The organism is Acidobacteriota bacterium (assembly GCA_026393675.1).
In the GTDB taxonomy this organism is placed as follows: Bacteria; Acidobacteriota; Vicinamibacteria; order Vicinamibacterales; family JAKQTR01; genus JBAXOX01.
Genome location: JAPKZQ010000030.1, coordinates 83915 through 100445 on the forward strand (window position 1 = coordinate 83915; position 16531 = coordinate 100445).

11 protein-coding genes are annotated in these 16531 nt (G+C 64.7%); 7 read left to right on the plus strand and 4 right to left on the minus strand.

From position 1 onward, the window contains the following. The first annotated feature begins 47 nt into the window (after positions 1-47). From clpX to rho, 4 genes are all read left to right on the plus strand, one after another. The gene (gene clpX, locus NT151_08340; protein ID MCX6538926.1) at positions 48-1298 is read left to right on the plus strand and encodes an ATP-dependent Clp protease ATP-binding subunit ClpX; all 1251 of its coding nucleotides are present in this window, start codon (positions 48-50) and stop codon (positions 1296-1298) included. Further along, positions 1298-3694 (plus strand): endopeptidase La, encoded by a 2397-nt coding sequence (lon, locus tag NT151_08345; protein ID MCX6538927.1) that lies wholly within the window; start codon positions 1298-1300, stop codon positions 3692-3694. Before clpX ends, lon begins: the two co-directional genes overlap by 1 nt. A gap of 93 nt (positions 3695-3787) precedes the next feature. Beyond that, positions 3788-4417 (plus strand): ribosome biogenesis GTP-binding protein YihA/YsxC, encoded by a 630-nt coding sequence (gene yihA / locus NT151_08350; protein MCX6538928.1) that lies wholly within the window; start codon positions 3788-3790, stop codon positions 4415-4417. Between the two features lie 11 nt (positions 4418-4428). Continuing rightward, complete coding sequence (rho, locus tag NT151_08355) at positions 4429-5676, plus strand: transcription termination factor Rho (GenBank protein ID MCX6538929.1); 1248 nt, start codon at positions 4429-4431, stop codon at positions 5674-5676. 152 nt (positions 5677-5828) lie between these two features. Here the strand turns inward: rho and NT151_08360 are convergent, their stop codons facing one another. Further along, complete coding sequence (locus NT151_08360) at positions 5829-9464, minus strand: carboxypeptidase-like regulatory domain-containing protein (GenBank protein MCX6538930.1); 3636 nt, start codon at positions 9462-9464, stop codon at positions 5829-5831. Between the two features lie 175 nt (positions 9465-9639). On the opposite strand from NT151_08360, the gene NT151_08365 reads away from it, so the two are divergent. Further along, positions 9640-10605, plus strand: coding sequence for an aldo/keto reductase (locus NT151_08365; protein ID MCX6538931.1), 966 nt, complete (start codon positions 9640-9642; stop codon positions 10603-10605). A gap of 141 nt (positions 10606-10746) precedes the next feature. Next, the gene (gene rpmE, locus NT151_08370) at positions 10747-11022 is read left to right on the plus strand and encodes a 50S ribosomal protein L31 (GenBank protein MCX6538932.1); all 276 of its coding nucleotides are present in this window, start codon (positions 10747-10749) and stop codon (positions 11020-11022) included. Positions 11023-11042: 20 nt separating this feature from the next. On the opposite strand, the gene NT151_08375 is transcribed toward rpmE, so the two are convergent. From NT151_08375 to NT151_08385, 3 genes are all read right to left on the minus strand, one after another. Next, positions 11043-12467 carry a ribonuclease H-like domain-containing protein gene (locus tag NT151_08375; GenBank protein MCX6538933.1) on the minus strand — a complete coding sequence of 475 codons (1425 nt, stop codon included), beginning with the start codon at positions 12465-12467 and terminating at the stop codon, positions 11043-11045. A gap of 236 nt (positions 12468-12703) precedes the next feature. Continuing rightward, positions 12704-15139, minus strand: coding sequence for a DEAD/DEAH box helicase (locus tag NT151_08380; GenBank protein ID MCX6538934.1), 2436 nt, complete (start codon positions 15137-15139; stop codon positions 12704-12706). Positions 15140-15199: 60 nt separating this feature from the next. Further along, complete coding sequence (locus NT151_08385; GenBank protein ID MCX6538935.1) at positions 15200-15979, minus strand: SDR family oxidoreductase; 780 nt, start codon at positions 15977-15979, stop codon at positions 15200-15202. Between the two features lie 75 nt (positions 15980-16054). Between NT151_08385 and NT151_08390 the strand changes: the two genes are divergently transcribed. Next, positions 16055-16450: a hypothetical protein gene (locus NT151_08390; protein ID MCX6538936.1), complete on the plus strand. Its 396-nt coding sequence runs from the start codon at positions 16055-16057 to the stop codon at positions 16448-16450. Positions 16451-16531 lie beyond the last annotated feature (81 nt).

The following is a 16531-nucleotide window of genomic DNA, read 5'->3' on the forward strand; positions in this document are numbered from 1 at the left end:
GTGCCGCCGAGACGAGGCGGCCCGGCCCCACGAAGCGGGTTGCTGGCATGGTCAAGAAAAACGGCGAAACCGAAGTGCTCCGCTGCTCGTTCTGCAACAAAGATCAGAACGACGTCCGCAAGCTGATTGCGGGGCCCACCGTCTACATCTGCGACGAGTGCGTGGAGGTCTGCAACGACATCATCGCGGATGACAACCGCTATGAGAACAAGGGCGCTCCGCGGACCACGCTGCCGACCCCGCCGGACATCAAGAAGTTCCTCGACGACTACGTGATTGGCCAGGAGCGTACAAAGAAGAAACTGGCCGTCGCCGTCTACAACCACTACAAGCGCATCGAGATCCACAAGACCGCACGCACCAAGCACGACATCGAGCTCTCCAAGTCGAACATCCTGCTGATCGGCCCGACCGGTACCGGCAAGACGCTGATGGCGCAGACGCTGGCGAAGATGTTGTCGGTGCCGTTCGCCATCGTGGACGCGACGACGCTGACGGAGGCCGGCTACGTCGGTGAGGATGTCGAGAACATCATCCTCAAGCTGCTGCAGGCGGCCGGCGGCGACATCGAAAAGTGCCAGCAGGGCATCATCTACATCGACGAAATCGACAAGATCTCCCGCAAGGACGAGAACCCGTCGATCACGCGCGATGTGTCGGGCGAGGGCGTGCAGCAGGCGCTGCTGAAGATCCTCGAGGGCACGGTGGCGAACGTGCCCCCGCAGGGCGGCCGCAAGCACCCGCACCAGGAGTTCTACCAGGTCGATACGACCAACGTGCTGTTCATCTGCGGTGGGGCGTTCGTGGGCCTCGAGAAGGTGATCGAGCGGCGCATCGGCAAGAAGACCCTCGGCTTCAGGGCCGACGTCAAACCGCACGACGGGCGCGACCTGGGCGGGACGCTCGAACGCATCGAGCCGGAAGATCTCATCAAGTACGGGCTGATTCCGGAATTTGTCGGCCGGCTGCCCGTGGTCGGCACCCTGCACGAACTGGACAAGGGGGCGCTCGTCCAGATCCTGACGCAGCCCAAGAACGCCATCACCAAGCAGTACCAGAAGCTGTTCGAGTACGAGAACGCCAAGCTGCGCTTCACCGATGACGCCCTGGAGGCCATCGCGGAAGGCGCGATCAAGCGCAAGATGGGCGCGCGCGGCTTGCGGATGATCATCGAGGACCTGATGCTGGATCTGATGTACAGCCTTCCGGGTCAAAAGAAGATACGGGAGTGCGTCATCAGCCGCGAAGTGGTCGAGCACAAGGCTCAACCGATGATGCTCATGGAAAAGGCGGGATAGTGGAAATCTACGAAACCCTTCCCATCGTGCCGCTGCGGGACCTGGTGGTCTTTCCGCACATGATGGTGCCCTTTGTGATCGGTCGGCCGGCGTCCATCAAGGCGCTGGAGCACGCGCTCGAGAGGGACAAGCGGGTATTCCTGGCCGCGCAGCACGACGCCCAGGTGGACGACCCGCAGCCCCAGGACATCTACACCATGGGCTGCGTGGCCAACGTGGTGCAGAGCCTCAAGCTGCCGGACGGCAACGTGAAACTGCTGGTCGAGGGCGCCGACCGCGGCCGTGCGATCGAGTGGAAGGAAGACAAGGGCTTCTATCGCGTCGTCGTCAAGGTCCTGCCGCGTCACCGCGACACGGCTGGCGACGTGGAAGGCGCGATGACCCGCGTGGTGTCGCTCTTCGAGCAGTACGTCAAGCTCTCGAACAACCTCCAGTACGACGCGATGATCGCCGCGGTGCGCGTCGATGATCCGGGCCGGCTGTCGGACACGATTGCGGCCCACCTCGCCGTCAGCGTCGACGAGAAGCAGAACCTGCTCGAGATGATTTCGCCGCTCGAGCGGCTCAACCGGATCGCCGCCATCCTCGAAACGGAGGTGGACAAGCTCCAGGTCGACCGCCGGATCCAGACGCGCGTCAAGAAGCAGATGGAAAAGGCGCAGAAGGAGTACTACCTCAACGAGAAGATGAAGGCGATCCAGAAGGAACTGGGCCGCAAGGACGAGAAAGGCAACGAGGTCGACGAGCTCAAGAAGAAGATCGAAAAATCGCGGATGCCGAAGGAGGTCGAGGAGAAGGCGAGCCAGGAACTGAAGCGCCTGGAAGCGATGCCGCCGATGTCGGCCGAGGCGACCGTCTCGCGCAACTACCTCGACTGGCTCATCGCGGTGCCGTGGCACAAGAAGTCGAAGGAGAGCCGCGACCTCAAGCGGTCCGAGGAGATCCTGCACCAGGATCACTACGGGCTCGACAAGATCAAGGAGCGCATCCTCGAGTTCCTGGCCGTCCGCGCGCTGGTCAAGAAACCCAAGGCGACCATCCTGACGCTGGCCGGCCCTCCGGGCGTCGGCAAGACCTCACTGGCCAAGTCGGTCGCGCGCTCGATGAACCGGCAGTTCGTCCGGTTGTCGCTCGGCGGGGTCCGAGACGAGGCGGAAATCCGCGGCCATCGCCGCACGTACATCGGCGCGTTCCCGGGCCAGATCATCCAGATGATGAAGAAGGCCGGCACGCAGAACCCGGTGTTCCTGCTCGACGAAGTCGACAAGATGTCGATGGACTTCCGCGGCGATCCGTCGGCCGCCCTGCTGGAAGTGCTCGATCCCGAGCAGAACCACACGTTCCTCGATCACTACCTCGACGTCGAGTATGACCTGTCGAACGTGATGTTCATCTGCACGGCCAACGTGCTGCACACGGTGCCCCAGGCGCTGCGCGACCGCATGGAAGTGATGCAGTTGCCCGGTTACACCGAGCAGGAGAAGACCGAGATCGCCAAGCGGTTCCTCGTGCCGAAGACGCTTGAGGGCACCGGTTTGCTGCCGGCCAATGTCACGTTCACCGACGAGGCCCTGCAGACGGTGATCCAGCGCTACACGCGAGAGGCGGGCGTCCGCAACCTGGAACGCGAGATCCAGTCCATCTGCCGCAAGGTCGCCCGGCGCGTCGTCCTCGACGGCAAGGCGTACATCGAGGAGATCACGGCGGAAAAAGTCACGCAGTACCTCGGCGTGCCAAAGTTCCGGCCGACGATGGCCGAAGAGAAGAACGAAATCGGCCTGGCCACCGGGCTGGCCTGGACCGAAGTTGGCGGCGAAATCCTCGTCACGGAAGCCACGCTGATGTCGGGGCGCGGCCGCTTGACGCTCACCGGCAAACTGGGCGATGTGATGCAGGAGTCGGCGCAGGCAGCCCTGAGCTACGTGCGGTCGAAGTCGGAGGAGTTCGGCATCGACAAGGACTTCCACCGGCGCAGCGACGTGCACATCCATGTGCCAGAAGGCGCGATCCCGAAGGACGGGCCGTCGGCCGGCATCACGATGGCGACGTCGCTCGTGTCGGTGCTGACCGGGATAGCCGTCCGGCGGGACGTCGCGATGACCGGCGAGATCACGCTGCGGGGCAAGGTGCTGGCCATCGGTGGCCTCAAGGAAAAGGTGCTCGCGGCCCATCGCGCGGGCATCGCCAATATCATTGTGCCGAAGGACAACGAGAAGGACCTGGCAGATATTCCCAGAAACGTTCTGGACATCCTGAGCGTCTACCTCGTCGACACGATGGACGACGTACTACGGATCGCGCTGGCAGGTCCCCTGCCTGGCCGTCCGCTGCCCGTCTCCGCGATCGAACCCGTGAAGATCGGGCCCGCGGCCGGGGATGATCGGGTCACGCACTAGCCGCCTTCGCTGCCTTCTGCAGCTTCGGCGCCCAAGGCCGTGTCAGGTGCTCGGCAGGCGGTCTGCCGGGTCGTTCGGCGTCACTGCGGGTGCATGGCCACACTACGAATCACGGCGGCCGAGTTCGTGACCAGCGCCGCGAGCGCCCGTGATCTGCTGCAGACGCCGCTCGCGGAGCTTACGATCGCTGGTCGATCCAACGTCGGCAAGTCGACGTTGATCAACGTCCTGGCGGGCCGAACGCTGGCCAGGACCAGTGCGGCCCCGGGCAAGACCCGGCTGGCCAACTACTACCGGCTGCAGCCCTCGCGTGGCGCGGCGTTCCACCTGGTGGATCTGCCGGGGTACGGGTACGCGCGGGGGGTGCGCGACGGGCAGGCATTTGAGACGCTCGCCCGGGAATACTTTTTCGGGGATGTCCGGGGCGGATGGATCCGGCCGGCGATCGCGGGCGTGATCTTGCTCGTCGATGCCCGTCACCCGGGTCTGGACTCGGATGCTGAGGCCTTCAGGTGGTTCGGCGCGCAGGGATGCCCACTGCGCCTGGTCGCCACGAAGGCAGACAAGCTGTCGCGTGCCGAGCGGCAGCGGACATCGCACGCACTGACGCGGGCGTTTGGAACAAGCGCGCTGATGGTTTCAGCGCCACGTGGCGAGGGCATCGAAGAGCTGTGGACATGGATAGCGCAACAACTGGATCAGTGGACACCCCGCAAACCGTAGACGTCGAGAAGATCGATCTCGCCGCACTGAAGGCCATGAATATCGCGGCGCTGACCGGCGTCGCCAAGCAACTCGACCTGCCGGGCGCGACCGGCATGCGCAAACAGGACCTGATCTTCCAGATCCTCAGGGCGCGCAGCGAGCGCAATGGCCTGATGTTCTCCGAAGGCGTGCTCGAGACGTTGCCTGACGGCTACGGATTCCTCCGCGGGCCGGACTATAACTACCTGCCGGGCCCGGACGATGTGTATGTGTCGCCCTCACAGATCCGGCGATTCGAGCTGCAGACCGGCGATACGGTGTCCGGCCAGATTCGACCGCCGCGCGAAGGCGAGCGGTACTTCGCGCTGGTCAAGGTCGATGCGGTGAACTTCGAGCCGCCGGAGCGGAAGAAGGAACGCGTCTTCTTCGAGAATCTGACGCCACTCTACCCCGAGGCGAAGTTCAATCTCGAACACAATCCCGAGGAGCTGTGCACGCGGGTCATCGACCTGATGGCACCGATTGGCAAGGGGCAGCGCGCGCTGATCGTGGCCCCGCCCCGCACGGGCAAGACGATGCTGCTTCAGGCCCTGGCCAGCAGCATCATGGCCAACCACCCGGAGGTGTTCCTGATCGTGCTGCTCATCGACGAGCGGCCCGAAGAAGTCACTGACATGCAGCGATCGGTCCGGGGCGAGGTGGTGTCGTCGACGTTCGACGAGCCGCCGCAGCGCCACGTGCAGGTGGCCGAAATGGTCATCGAGAAGGCCAAGCGCCTCGTCGAAACCGGCCGCGACGTCGTCATCCTGCTCGATTCCATCACGCGGCTCGCGCGGGCCTACAACACCGTGGTGCCGGCGTCCGGCCGCATCCTGTCGGGCGGCGTCGACAGCAACGCCTTGCAGAAGCCCAAGCGGTTCTTCGGCGCCGCGCGCAAGATCGAAGGCGGCGGATCGCTGACCATTGTCGCCACCGCACTCATCGACACGGGGTCCCGGATGGACGATGTGATCTTCGAGGAGTTCAAGGGCACCGGCAACCTCGAGATCCTGCTCGACCGGCAGTTGTCAGACCGCCGCGTGTTTCCGGCGATCGACATTCGAAAAAGCGGCACGCGCAAGGAAGAGCTGCTGATAGAGAAGGACATCCTCAGCAAGGTGTGGGTCCTCCGCAAGGTGCTCGATCCCCTCTCTGCCGTGGATGCGATGGAACTGCTGCTGGGGAAGATGTCCAAGACACGCACGAATGCGGAATTCCTCGGAGCGATGAACCGGTAGCAATTCGGGATTCGGGGTTCGGGCCTCGGAGGCGCGTGCCGTTCGACGGCGTGGCCTTTCATGGACGTACAAGAGAACGCGGCACGTTGAGCCTCGGCGCCCAGCATGCCGCGTTTTTCCTGCCTCGCCGCTAGTTTCCCATCCTCGAACCGCTAGAACGAGAACCGCAGCGTGAACTGCACGATGCGGGAGCCGTTCCCCGTGCCCGTGATGCGGCCGAACGTCGTGCTGTTGATATTGAAGTCGCCCGCGTAGAACGACACCGAGTTCGTGAGGTTGAACGCTTCGGCGCGGAACTCCAGGTTGTACCGGCCGACGATCTTGAACTTCTTGGCGAGCGAGGCGTCGATGGTCCAGATCGCCGGCGCGTCGAACGCCAGAATGGGCAGCGATCCGACCTGGCCAGCCGTCGGGTTGAAGAAGACCTGCCCGGAGAATCCGGTGTTGGCGAGGTTGTCCGCACCGACCGCCCGGCCATCGGGTCCGACCAGCGTCGGGTCGATCCAGAAGATCCGGCCGTCGGGCAGTGACGTCAGCTTGAAGAGCTTGGCGATCTCAGCAAGCGACAGCGTCGAGTTCGCCGTGTTGGCACCGGACCGGTTCGCCCGATTGAACGTCCCGCGCGTCGAGTAGATGCCCACCGGCGATCCGGACTGCCAGTGGATGACGCTGCTCACTTGCCATCCGCCGACGATCTCGTTCAACAGGCCGCCGCGGTTCAGCCATTTTCTGCCCTCACCAAAGGGCAGATCGAATATCAGATTGGCGTTGACCAGGTGGGTGATGTTGTAGGCCGAGCGTCCGGCATCGAGCTGTGGACGCGCGTTGTCGAGATACGGCTCGAAACGGCTCTGGCTGGTGCCGCCCGTGCTGTTGGCTGTGGTGTGGCTGAAGGTGTAGTTCACCTGGGCCATGAAGCCGTTGCGGTACTGCCGTCGGAGTTCGACCTGCAGTGCATTGTAGTTCTGCCAGCCGTCGTTCTTCGTCACGGCGGCCTGATAGATGCCGCCGTTCTGGTAGATCGTCGCCAAGGCGCCCGCAACCCGGCTCGTGACGTAGAAGTCTGCCAGGCCGGCCACCTCGTTCTGCTGGATGAAGGTCCGGGCGCTGCTGCCCCCCAGCAGGGACACGCCATAGGTCGGGAGCACCGTCAGCGTCGCGCTGCCGGCAACGGCCGAGTTGTAAGTGGGGTCGAAGATCCCGTTGGCCGCCAGCGCCAGGTACCCGTTGTTGCGCGCGCGCTGGAAGTCGTCAGCGAACGCCGGCGACACCTGGACCTGGTTCATGTCGATCCCTTTCCAGATGCCCCGTCCGAACGTGCCGATGTAGCGCGCCTCGGCAGCCACGCCCCATCGGAGTTCACGTGAGACGCCGATACTCACCTGGTGTACCTTCGGCTGCTTGATGTTCGGGTCGACCATACCCATGGACCCCGTCGCACTGAGCGCCATCTGGTCCGCCAGCGTCCGCACGGTCTTGAAGGCCGGGGTCGGAATCTCCGGCACGCCGGCATTGAGGGTCGTGTACAGATTCGACAGGTTCGCGCCGGAGGCGAGGCCCGCGTTGTTGCCCAGGGCGGCCGTGGCAACCGTGACACCTTCCTCGTTGACATACGTCAGCGAGTAACCTCCACGCACCGAGGTCCTGCCGTCCTTGAACACGTCCCAGGCGAAGCCTATCGTCGGGCCAAAGTTCGCCTTGTTGGGGTTCCACATCCCGCCGTTCACGAAGCTCACCGTGGCGTTGGGATCCCGAAGGACTTCCTCGTAGCTCCTGCCGTTGAGGACCGGGAGGAACCCGAGGTTGTTGTCTTCCTTCACAGGACTGTAGTACTCCCATTTCAAGCCGGCACGTACCGTGAAGTTCGACTTCCATCGCCAACTGTCCTGCAAGTAGGCGGCGATGTTGTTCAGCGTATAGTTGCGGTTGTTGGGAATGCCGGCGACGTACCCCGAACTCTGATCCTGCACCTGGAAGGTCCGGCTGACCCCGCTGATGGTACCGGACAAGAGCGACAGCATCGTGTTCGCGCTGGACAGGTTCGCCGAACTGATGCCGCCCGGGAACATGTTGTTCGTGAGCTGGACGCTGGCTGGCGCGGTCGAGCTGAATCCCCAGGCGATGGTCGGAACGCTCGCCTCGTAATTATAAGGGTTGACGTGGATCCGCTGGTAGCTCATGCCCATCTGCAGGGCATGCGTCCCCAGCGTCAGCGACGCATTGTCGTTGAACTGGTACGTGTTCGTGTACCGGCCCTGCGGCAGGAAGTTGATCTCCGGATCCTGAAGCGTGAGCGGGAGCGTCCCGGTCTGGCCCGCAAACCTCAGCGTCGGAATCGCGCTCGCGGTGACCTCGAACTTGACGGGCGCGAGGTTGCCGCCCGCGCGCATCTCGTTCTGGAACTTCGACGACACCATCCAGCGCCACGACCCGACGAAGCGCTTCACCGGCGAATCGGTGAAGGCGAGCGGCCGATCCTGGCTGATGAAATCCAGATCGGGACGGTCGTCGGTCTCGTGGAAGTAGCTGCCGATCAACTCGACGTGGTGGTTCTGATTCAACTCGTAGTCCACCCGGCCGCCGAAGTAGTTGCGGTTGGTGAGGCGGTTCTGGTTCCACCGGTAGCCCGCCGTGTTCAGCACCGCCCCCGCCTTCGAGTCGCCTCGGTCGTAGTTGTTCACGTGCGAGGCGTCGGGGATCTTCGAGAGGATGGTTGACTGCATCTTTTGGTCGATCGACAGGCCGACCGCCTGCAGGATGTTGACGGCGTGCACCTGGCCGTCCAGGCCGAGGTACCGCCACACGCCCTGGAAGGTGTCGGCGTACGCCGGGATCGTCACGTTCTGGGCTCCCGCCTGCTGCCGCTTGAATCCCTCGTAGAAGCCGAAGAAAAACATCTTATTCTTCAGGATCGGGCCGCCGACGCTTCCGCCGAACTGGTTCTGTTTCAGGATAGGCTTCGGCACGGCGGACTTGTTGTTGAAGAACGAGTTGGCCGCGAACCTGTTGTCGCGGTTCTGCTCGAAGGCGCTTCCCCGGAACTGGTTGGTGCCCGACGGCGTCACCATGCGGATCGACGTCGCGCCGCCGGCCGAGTCGGCGCCCGCCACCGACGAGGTGATGGTGAACTCCGCGACGTTGTCCGACGTCGGCCGGTTCGGCAGGAAGTCGAGCGAGTTGGTGCGGATGAAGTTGTCCTGGACGTTGATGCCGTCCTGGGTCACCTGGGTCCACGTCGCACGGCCGCCGTTGATGCCCGTATTCACGCGCGCCACCACGCCCGGCACGCCCGCCTGCATACGAATCAAGTTCGTCATGTCGCGGTTGACGACCGGGAGCTGCAGCAACTGTTGCTGCAAGACCGTCCGGGTGATTTCAGGCGTCGTCGTCTGGACCTGTTGCGAGGTCCCTTCGACGATGACGGTCTCGGAAAGCCCCCCGATTTCCAGCCGCGCGGTGAGGGAGGATTCCTGGTTCACGTTGATGGCGGTGCTCGGGTACGTCGCCGTCTTGAATCCCTGCAGCTCGATCACCACCTTGTAGGTGCTGGCCTGCAGCTGCGGGAACAGGAAGGCTCCCGTGGCGCCCGTGACCGTCGTCTGCGCCTGGTTGGTCTGCGTGTTGGTCATGGTCACGGTTGCGCCAGGCAGGACGCCCCCAGAGGCATCCATCACCGTGCCCGCCAGACGACCCAACGTGGTCTGGGCCGAGACGGTACCCTGCGTCACAACAAGCAGGAGGATGCCGACCACTGCGGCCATCCTGCTAAAACGGGCCGAAATTTTCATGATGCTCTCCCTGGTATGAATTGGACAGTCGGCAACCATCCAACCGCCATGGCCGTGTTGGCCGAGCCAGTTCGATCGCTGCCCACGAAGGGAGCAGCCCTATCCTAGGGGTCCGAACAGGCAAAGTCAACAACGCGAAAGGCCCCGGGATCTCAGCCCGCGGTACAATACCGGAATGAAGTATCGCGTCTTTGGGCGTCTCGGGTGGCAGGTCGCCGAAGTCGGCTTCGGCACCTGGGGCATGGGCGGATGGAGCGGATCCGACGACGACCAGTCGCGGACGGCGCTTCGACGCGGGCTGGAGTCTGGCTGCAACTTTCTCGACACGGCGCTCGCGTACGGCAACGGTCGCAGTGAACAGCTGATCCGGGACGTCCTGGCTGACTGGACCGGAGCCCGCCCGATCATCGCGACGAAGATCCCGCCGAAGAACGGACGCTGGCCGGCTCGCCCGTCCACTCCGCTCGACGCTGTTTTCCCGTCGGACTACATCCGCGAGGCCACCGAGCGCAGCCTGACGAATCTCGGCGTGAGCCAGATCGATCTCCAGCAGTTCCATGTGTGGACCGACGCCTGGGCCGCTGATGATCGATTCGTGCGCGCCGTCGCGGCATTGAAGGACGAGAAACTGGTCAAGGGTATTGGCATCAGCGTCAATCGCTGGGAGCCGACCAACGTCATCAAGGCTTTGCGGACCGGAGTCGTGGACGCAGTGCAGGTGGTCTACAACATCTTTGATCAGGCTCCAGAGGACGAACTGTTTCCCGTCTGCCGGGAACTCGACGTCGCCATCATTGCCCGAGTGCCGTTTGATGAAGGCAGCCTGACCGGCACGATGACCGCGAACGATACCTGGCCCCAGGGCGACTGGCGCAATCTGTACTTCACGCCCGCCAACCTCCGCGAGACGCTGGCGCGGGTCGACCGGGTGAAGGCTGATATCCCTGCCGGTCTGGATCTGCCTGAGGTCGCGCTGCGGTTCACGCTGCACGACCCGTCGGTCAGCACCGTCATCCCGGGCATGCGCACCGTGGCGCACGTCGATCGCAATCTCGCTGCCGGCGACGGCAGGCCGCTTCCCCCAGCCCTGCTCGCCTCGATGCGCAAGCACCGGTGGGATCGGACGACGGTGATCCCGTAGGGGCGCGATTCATCCGCCTTCGCGTAGAGCTTCGGCGGACCGCCGTAGCCTTGGCGGAGGTGGTCGCGCCCGTGATCCCCTAGCCTTTTTCGCCGACCCGCTGCTATACTTGATGGTTCTGGATGTCCGGAAGGAGCCCGTATGAAGGAAGGTATCCACCCGAAGTACTACGAGGTCGAGGCGCGCTGCGCATGCGGTGCGACTTGGAAGACGCGCTCCACCAAGCAGGAGCTGCACCTCGAAATCTGCTCGAGCTGCCACCCGTTCTTTACCGGCCGCCAGAAGATTCTGGACATCGAGGGCCGCGTGGAGCGCTTCACGAAGAAATTCGGCGCCCAGACGGTCGAATCCCGCAAGAAGGCTGCCGCGACGAAGACAACGACGACCAAGAAGGCGAGCAAAGAGGCGTCTGCCTGAGGGCAGCGCCTCCTCGTCACTCAGTCCCGCCTGAGCGTCGCCTGGTCGGGATGCTCTTCTCTCCCTGCCAGGCGCTTCCTGTCCAGTCTCGCCAGCCGATGCCGCAAGGCGTCGATCTGGGCCGGGTCACGCTCGGATTCCAGCGCGTGCAGGACGAACGCCCGCGCGGCGTCGAGATTACGACACCGGTGTTCGTGGTGAATCGCCAGCGCGCGCCTGGCTTCCTGCGCGAGCGGCTGCCCGGCGCCGGCATCGAGCATGCCATGCCAGGCTTCGGCGGCCGCCGCGTAGCGCCGCTGCCGGCGGCGATGGACGGCCAGATGATGGAGGGCCTCCGCACGGATGGTGTGATCGATTGATCGCGCGTCCCATGGCGCGGGGTCCAATCCTGCCGCCCGTGCGAAATGCGCCTCGGCTTCTCCGCTTCGCCCGAGGCGCTCGTAGATCTGCCCCATGGCCAGTGCCTCGTGCGGCGACGGCACGGCCTCGGCCCCGCCATCCACCATCCGCATCCCGAGCGCCGTCAACGCCGCGAGCGAGATCAGGTCCAACCGGTTGTGTTCAAACACCGGTTCCAGCGGTTGTAGATCCCCGGTGCGCAGGTAGTGAAAGTAACGGGACGGAATCTCGGATCCGGGCACGTCATCGACGCGATGCACGCCGAGAACGGCTTCTTCGAGCGCGCCGAGCGCGCAACTCGACTGATCGAACGAGTCGGCTCCCCGGCCGTCATCCCGCCCAGCGCCCGAGTCGCCGCGCCTCCGCCAGAGCCTCCGCGCCGGGTGCAGCATGTCGAAATGCGGCATGTCGCCAAAGGGCGACGAGAGGCGGTGGAACAAATAACGGGTCTCGATGAGCGGCACGTCGAAGGTCCGGCCGTTGAACGTCACCAGGCCGCCGAATTTCTCCGTGAGCGCGGCGAGGCTGACGAGTAGTTCGTGTTCGGCGTGGTAGCCGGACAGAAAGTACTGAACCACGTGAAACCCCTCGCCATCGAAGTAGCCGCAGCCCACGAGAAACGCGATCGTGCCTGCGCCGCCGCTCAAGCCCGTGGTTTCGAGATCGAAAAACAGCAGCGGCCCCTGTGTCGGGACCATCGGTCGCCGACGGTCATCGGCAAACGGTCGCGTGGCCTCGAAGTGCAGCCGCCGCGGGCGCTCGAGTCTGGGACCGCCCGCCGCGCGCTCGTCGGTAGCGAGCACGGCCAGGGCCGGCAGACATCGCTCGATGACCTCGGCATAGTGCCCGACGGCCTGCCTGCCGTGATGCCGCTCGAGCTCGTAGTGCCGCTCCATCACCACGCAGCCGGTTGGAACCTCGTGCCCAACCGGCACGTCATCATCCGGCACGTAGCGCCGCTCGCACGAGGATTCGGCGCGAGGATTTTCGCCCTCGATCGGGCGCACCTCGTCTCGCGCGGCGCCCGGCGTGGAGCTCGTCCGCAACAGGTCCCTCAGGCGGGACGAGAGGCGGGAGGGGTCAGTGGGCATGCTCAGGCGATGACGATGCACAGACAGCAACTGCGCCTCGAGGCCGGGCTGGAGCCCGGCGATCCCAGGCTTGAGGGCGCACTTGGGGCGACCACAATCCCAGGCTCGAGACAGATCGGACAAGTGAACAGCGTGACACCCCTGGGATCGCCGGGCTCCAGCCCGGCCCACGGAGCATCGTTTCCCACACTCTACAATCGCCCCAAGATCGCCAGCGCGACGTCCTTCGCCTTCACGCCCACATCGCCGAGCGGACCGACGCACGATGGACATCCCGACTCGCACGAGCAACCCGCGATCAACTCGCGTGTCCGGGCGACCAGATCGTCGTGCATCCGGAACAACGGCTCGCTGAATCCAATCCCGCCGGGGTAGTTGTCGTAGATGAACACGCGCGGCTCATCGCCCTCGGCCACAGACGACGACCACGAGGCGGCAGGCACCGCCGCGGGCTGCGAGGCCGCGTCTCCGTCGGTGGCCGGCCCAATCGAGACGCCGATATCGTGTCCGTCGCACATCAGCAGCAACTGCGCAATCTGCCTCATGGCATACGACAGCCCCACGATGCCGTCGCGTCTGTCATCCGCACTCCACGGCAGCGCGGTCATCAACTCGCGTGGCACCGTGAGCCAATAGGAGGTCGTGTGCATCTGGCGTTCGGGCAGGTCCAGCTCGCCCGAGCCCACATTCTCATTCGTGTAGAACTTGATCTTCTTGAAGCCGACCACCCGCGACACCACGTGCACGTCGCCATGGGCCGGCAGCGCCCGTGGCCGCTCACCGGACGCGTTGAATGTGTCGAGCACGGTGACGCGGCTGTACGTGATCGCATCGGTGTAGTAATCGCAGTCGATGTGCCGCACGTAGGCCTTGCGGCCCACGAAATCGAGTTCTTCCACCTGGTAGAGCCGACCCTCGACGATGTAGATCGCCTTGGGATGGAGAATCTCGAGCGCCGTGTTGAAGTCGGTCTCGCCGATGACGCGCGTCGTGTCGGTCTTGTCGACCACGACGAAGTTGTCCGACGAGATCGACCGGAGGCTGATGGCATTGGCCGGGTACGACTCGTTGGTCCAGTGCCACTGCCCTGTCGTCTCGTCGCCGCCTGGCGGCCGGCTCAGGTGCACGAGGCCTTCCTCGGCGAGAATGCCGAGAATCTCCTGCAAGTTCTCGCGCCCGAACGTCTCGGTCACCGTGAATGGCAACTCGAATGCCGCGCACTTGATGTGGTCGACCAGAATCTGGAGGTTGTCGGGGTTGACCAGCGCGTGTTCCGGCGATGCGTCGAAGAAATACGACGGATGGCGTACGACGAACTGATCGAGCGGCGCACTGCGCGCCACCATGACCGCCGCCGACCGGCCCGCTCGCCGCCCCGCGCGACCGGCTCGTTGCCACGTCGACGCAATGGTTCCGGGATAACCGGCCAGCACGGCCACGTCGAGCGCACCGATGTCGATGCCCAGTTCCAGGGCGTTGGTCGACACCACGCCACGGACGGATCCGTCGCGGAGACCTTTCTCGATCTCGCGGCGCCGATGCGGAAGGTAGCCTCCCCGGTAACCGCGAATCACATCGGATGCGCCCGGTTCGCCTTCGTGCGCGTCTTTCAAGTACCTCGTCAGGATCTCGGTCGACAGCCGGCTTTGCGCGAACACGATCACCTGCAGGCCCTTGTTCAGGAAGTCGAGCGCGACCGCCCTGGCCTGCGCGATGTAGGAGCGCCGGATGCCCAGTTGCCTGTTGACGATCGGCGGGTTGACGAAGAGAAAGTACTTCTCGCCCCGCGGGGCGCCGCTCTGGTCGACCAGCGCGAACGGCTGCTCGACGAGACTCTCGGCCAGCCCGAGCGGATTGGCGATGGTGGCCGACGAGCAGATGAACGTCGGCGACGAGCCGTAGTGCTGGCAGATGCGCCGCAATCGCCGCAACACGTTGCCGAGATGACTGCCGAACACCCCGCGATAGGCGTGCAGCTCGTCGATCACGACGTAGCGCAGGTTCTCGAACAGCTTCGCCCACCGCGGGTGGTGCGGCAGGATGCCCGAGTGCATCATGTCGGGGTTGGTCAGCACCACGTGGGCGCGGCCGCGAATCGCGCGGCGGGCGTCCTGCGGCGTGTCGCCGTCATAGGTGAATACGCCGACCTCGACATCGGCGGCCTTCGCAATTTCCTGGGACAGCCGGTCCAGCTCCGCCAGCTGGTCCTGCGCGAGCGCCTTCGTCGGAAACAGGTACATCGCCCGGCACGACGGATCCGCCAGGATGCCATTCATGACGGGCACGTTGTAGCAGAGCGTCTTACCCGAGGCTGTCGGCGTCGTGATGACCACGTGGCGCCCGGCCAGGGCGTGCTCAATCGCCCGGGCCTGGTGCGTGTAGAGCCGCTCAATGCCCCGGCTGGCCAGCGCGGCCCGGAGACGCGGGTCGATGCCAGCCGGAAAGTCCTCGTAGCGCGCCTCCTCCTCGGGAAGGCGACGGATGGCGGTGATGAAGCCATCGGGGCTATCGGGACGGTCGACAGGCCAGGGCCCAGGCACGACGGCCCGCAGGGCCAGCTCAAGGGCGGTGTCCCGCCGCGCATCGCTCCGCCCATCCGGGCGCGTCGGTTCAGGGGAAAGCGGCATGTCCGGCATGGTACTAGGCCGCCAGAAATCGATCAAGAGGCGAAAGGCGAAGAAAGAGCGTTAGAAAAGCGACCTGGACTGGCAACCGTCGACGACGATGCTCGCGCCGCTCACCCAGCTGGCTTTCGGCGAGGCCACAAACGCGACGACCGTGCCGACCTCCTCGGGCGTGCCGAACCGGCCGAACGGCAGCTCGCGCTCCACGAACTCCGCGATCCAGGCTGGATCGGCCTGCTGGCGCTTCCACCACGACCCGCCGGGGAAGATGATCGAGCCGGGCGCAATGCTGTTGACGCGAATGTGGTCTGTGGCCAACTGCTGCGCGAGCGACTTGGCGAGGCTGATCTCCGCGGCCTTCACGGCGTTATAGGTCATGCGGCCGCCGGTCTCGCGGCCGAAGATCGAGGCGATCATCAGGATGACGCCACCGCCCCGCCGACGCAGGTGAGGGACGACGGCTCTCGACGCCCGAATGGCCGGGAACATCGTCTGATCGAATGCCTCCTGCCAGTCTGCGTCAGTGGTCGCCAGCAGGTCACCGCCACGCGCCATTCCGACGTTATTTACCAGGATATCGATCCCGCCGAAATGTGCCGCGGTGCCATCCACGATCGTCGCCACGCCCGCCGACGTTGCGACGTCCGCCTGAATCACATGGACGCGCGTCGCGTCCCCGCATCGCTGGCGCAACTGCCGGGCGGCTGCCTCGAGAGGTTCGGCGCTTCTCGCGCACAGCGTGACGCGGCAACCCTCGAGCGCCAACGCCGTCGCGCTGGCGAGCCCCAGACCCCGGCTCGATCCGGTGATGATGGCCACTTTATCAGTCAGTTCAAGATCCATGGGTGCTCGTCGAACAAAGGATAGCTCGCCACGAAGAACCGTGCGGTGTCACACGCCGCATGATACAACAGTGCCGTGCTCACCGCCGCCACGCTCGCACTGCTCGGATACGCGTTGTATACGGTGGGATGGTCGGTCATCGACCTGGTTGTCTGGTCGCGGCTGGAACGGTGGGCCGATGTCGCAACCTCAGCGATAGCCTTGCTGCTTTTTCCGGCGGCTGTACTGATTCGAGCCCGCATCCCCGGCGGTCTGCCTCTGGGGTTCGCGGCGTTGCTCGGGCTGCAGGCCATCAGTCTCCACAACTCGATGCATCTCTACGGCGAAATCCGGGTGCTGGCCGAGTCGGCCCGGGCGGCATTCTGGTCAGGCGTGATGGTGCTGGCGCTGGCCGGGCAGCGAAAGGAAGCGGCAGCGCGGAAGTCGGAACTCCAGTCCACGGCCGACGATACGCCTGACGGCAGTGCGTAGGAAGGGAGCGGGCACAGGGGCCCGCCCCTACGGGATCGACGTCATCTGTCTACCAGCGACTGACGCGTGGCTTCTGTTCTG

What these genes read in the sequence shown, in the direction of transcription:
- clpX (MCX6538926.1), top strand. Translation starts at nt 48, where the DNA reads ATGGTCAAGAAAAACGGCGAAACCGAAGTGCTCCGCTGCTCGTTCTGC.
- yihA (MCX6538928.1), top strand. Translation starts at nt 3,788, where the DNA reads ATGGCCACACTACGAATCACGGCGGCCGAGTTCGTGACCAGCGCCGCG.
- NT151_08360 (MCX6538930.1), bottom strand. Translation starts at nt 9,464, where the DNA reads ATGAAAATTTCGGCCCGTTTTAGCAGGATGGCCGCAGTGGTCGGCATC.
- NT151_08365 (MCX6538931.1), top strand. Translation starts at nt 9,640, where the DNA reads ATGAAGTATCGCGTCTTTGGGCGTCTCGGGTGGCAGGTCGCCGAAGTC.
- rpmE (MCX6538932.1), top strand. Translation starts at nt 10,747, where the DNA reads ATGAAGGAAGGTATCCACCCGAAGTACTACGAGGTCGAGGCGCGCTGC.
- NT151_08380 (MCX6538934.1), bottom strand. Translation starts at nt 15,139, where the DNA reads ATGCCGCTTTCCCCTGAACCGACGCGCCCGGATGGGCGGAGCGATGCG.
- NT151_08385 (MCX6538935.1), bottom strand. Translation starts at nt 15,979, where the DNA reads ATGGATCTTGAACTGACTGATAAAGTGGCCATCATCACCGGATCGAGC.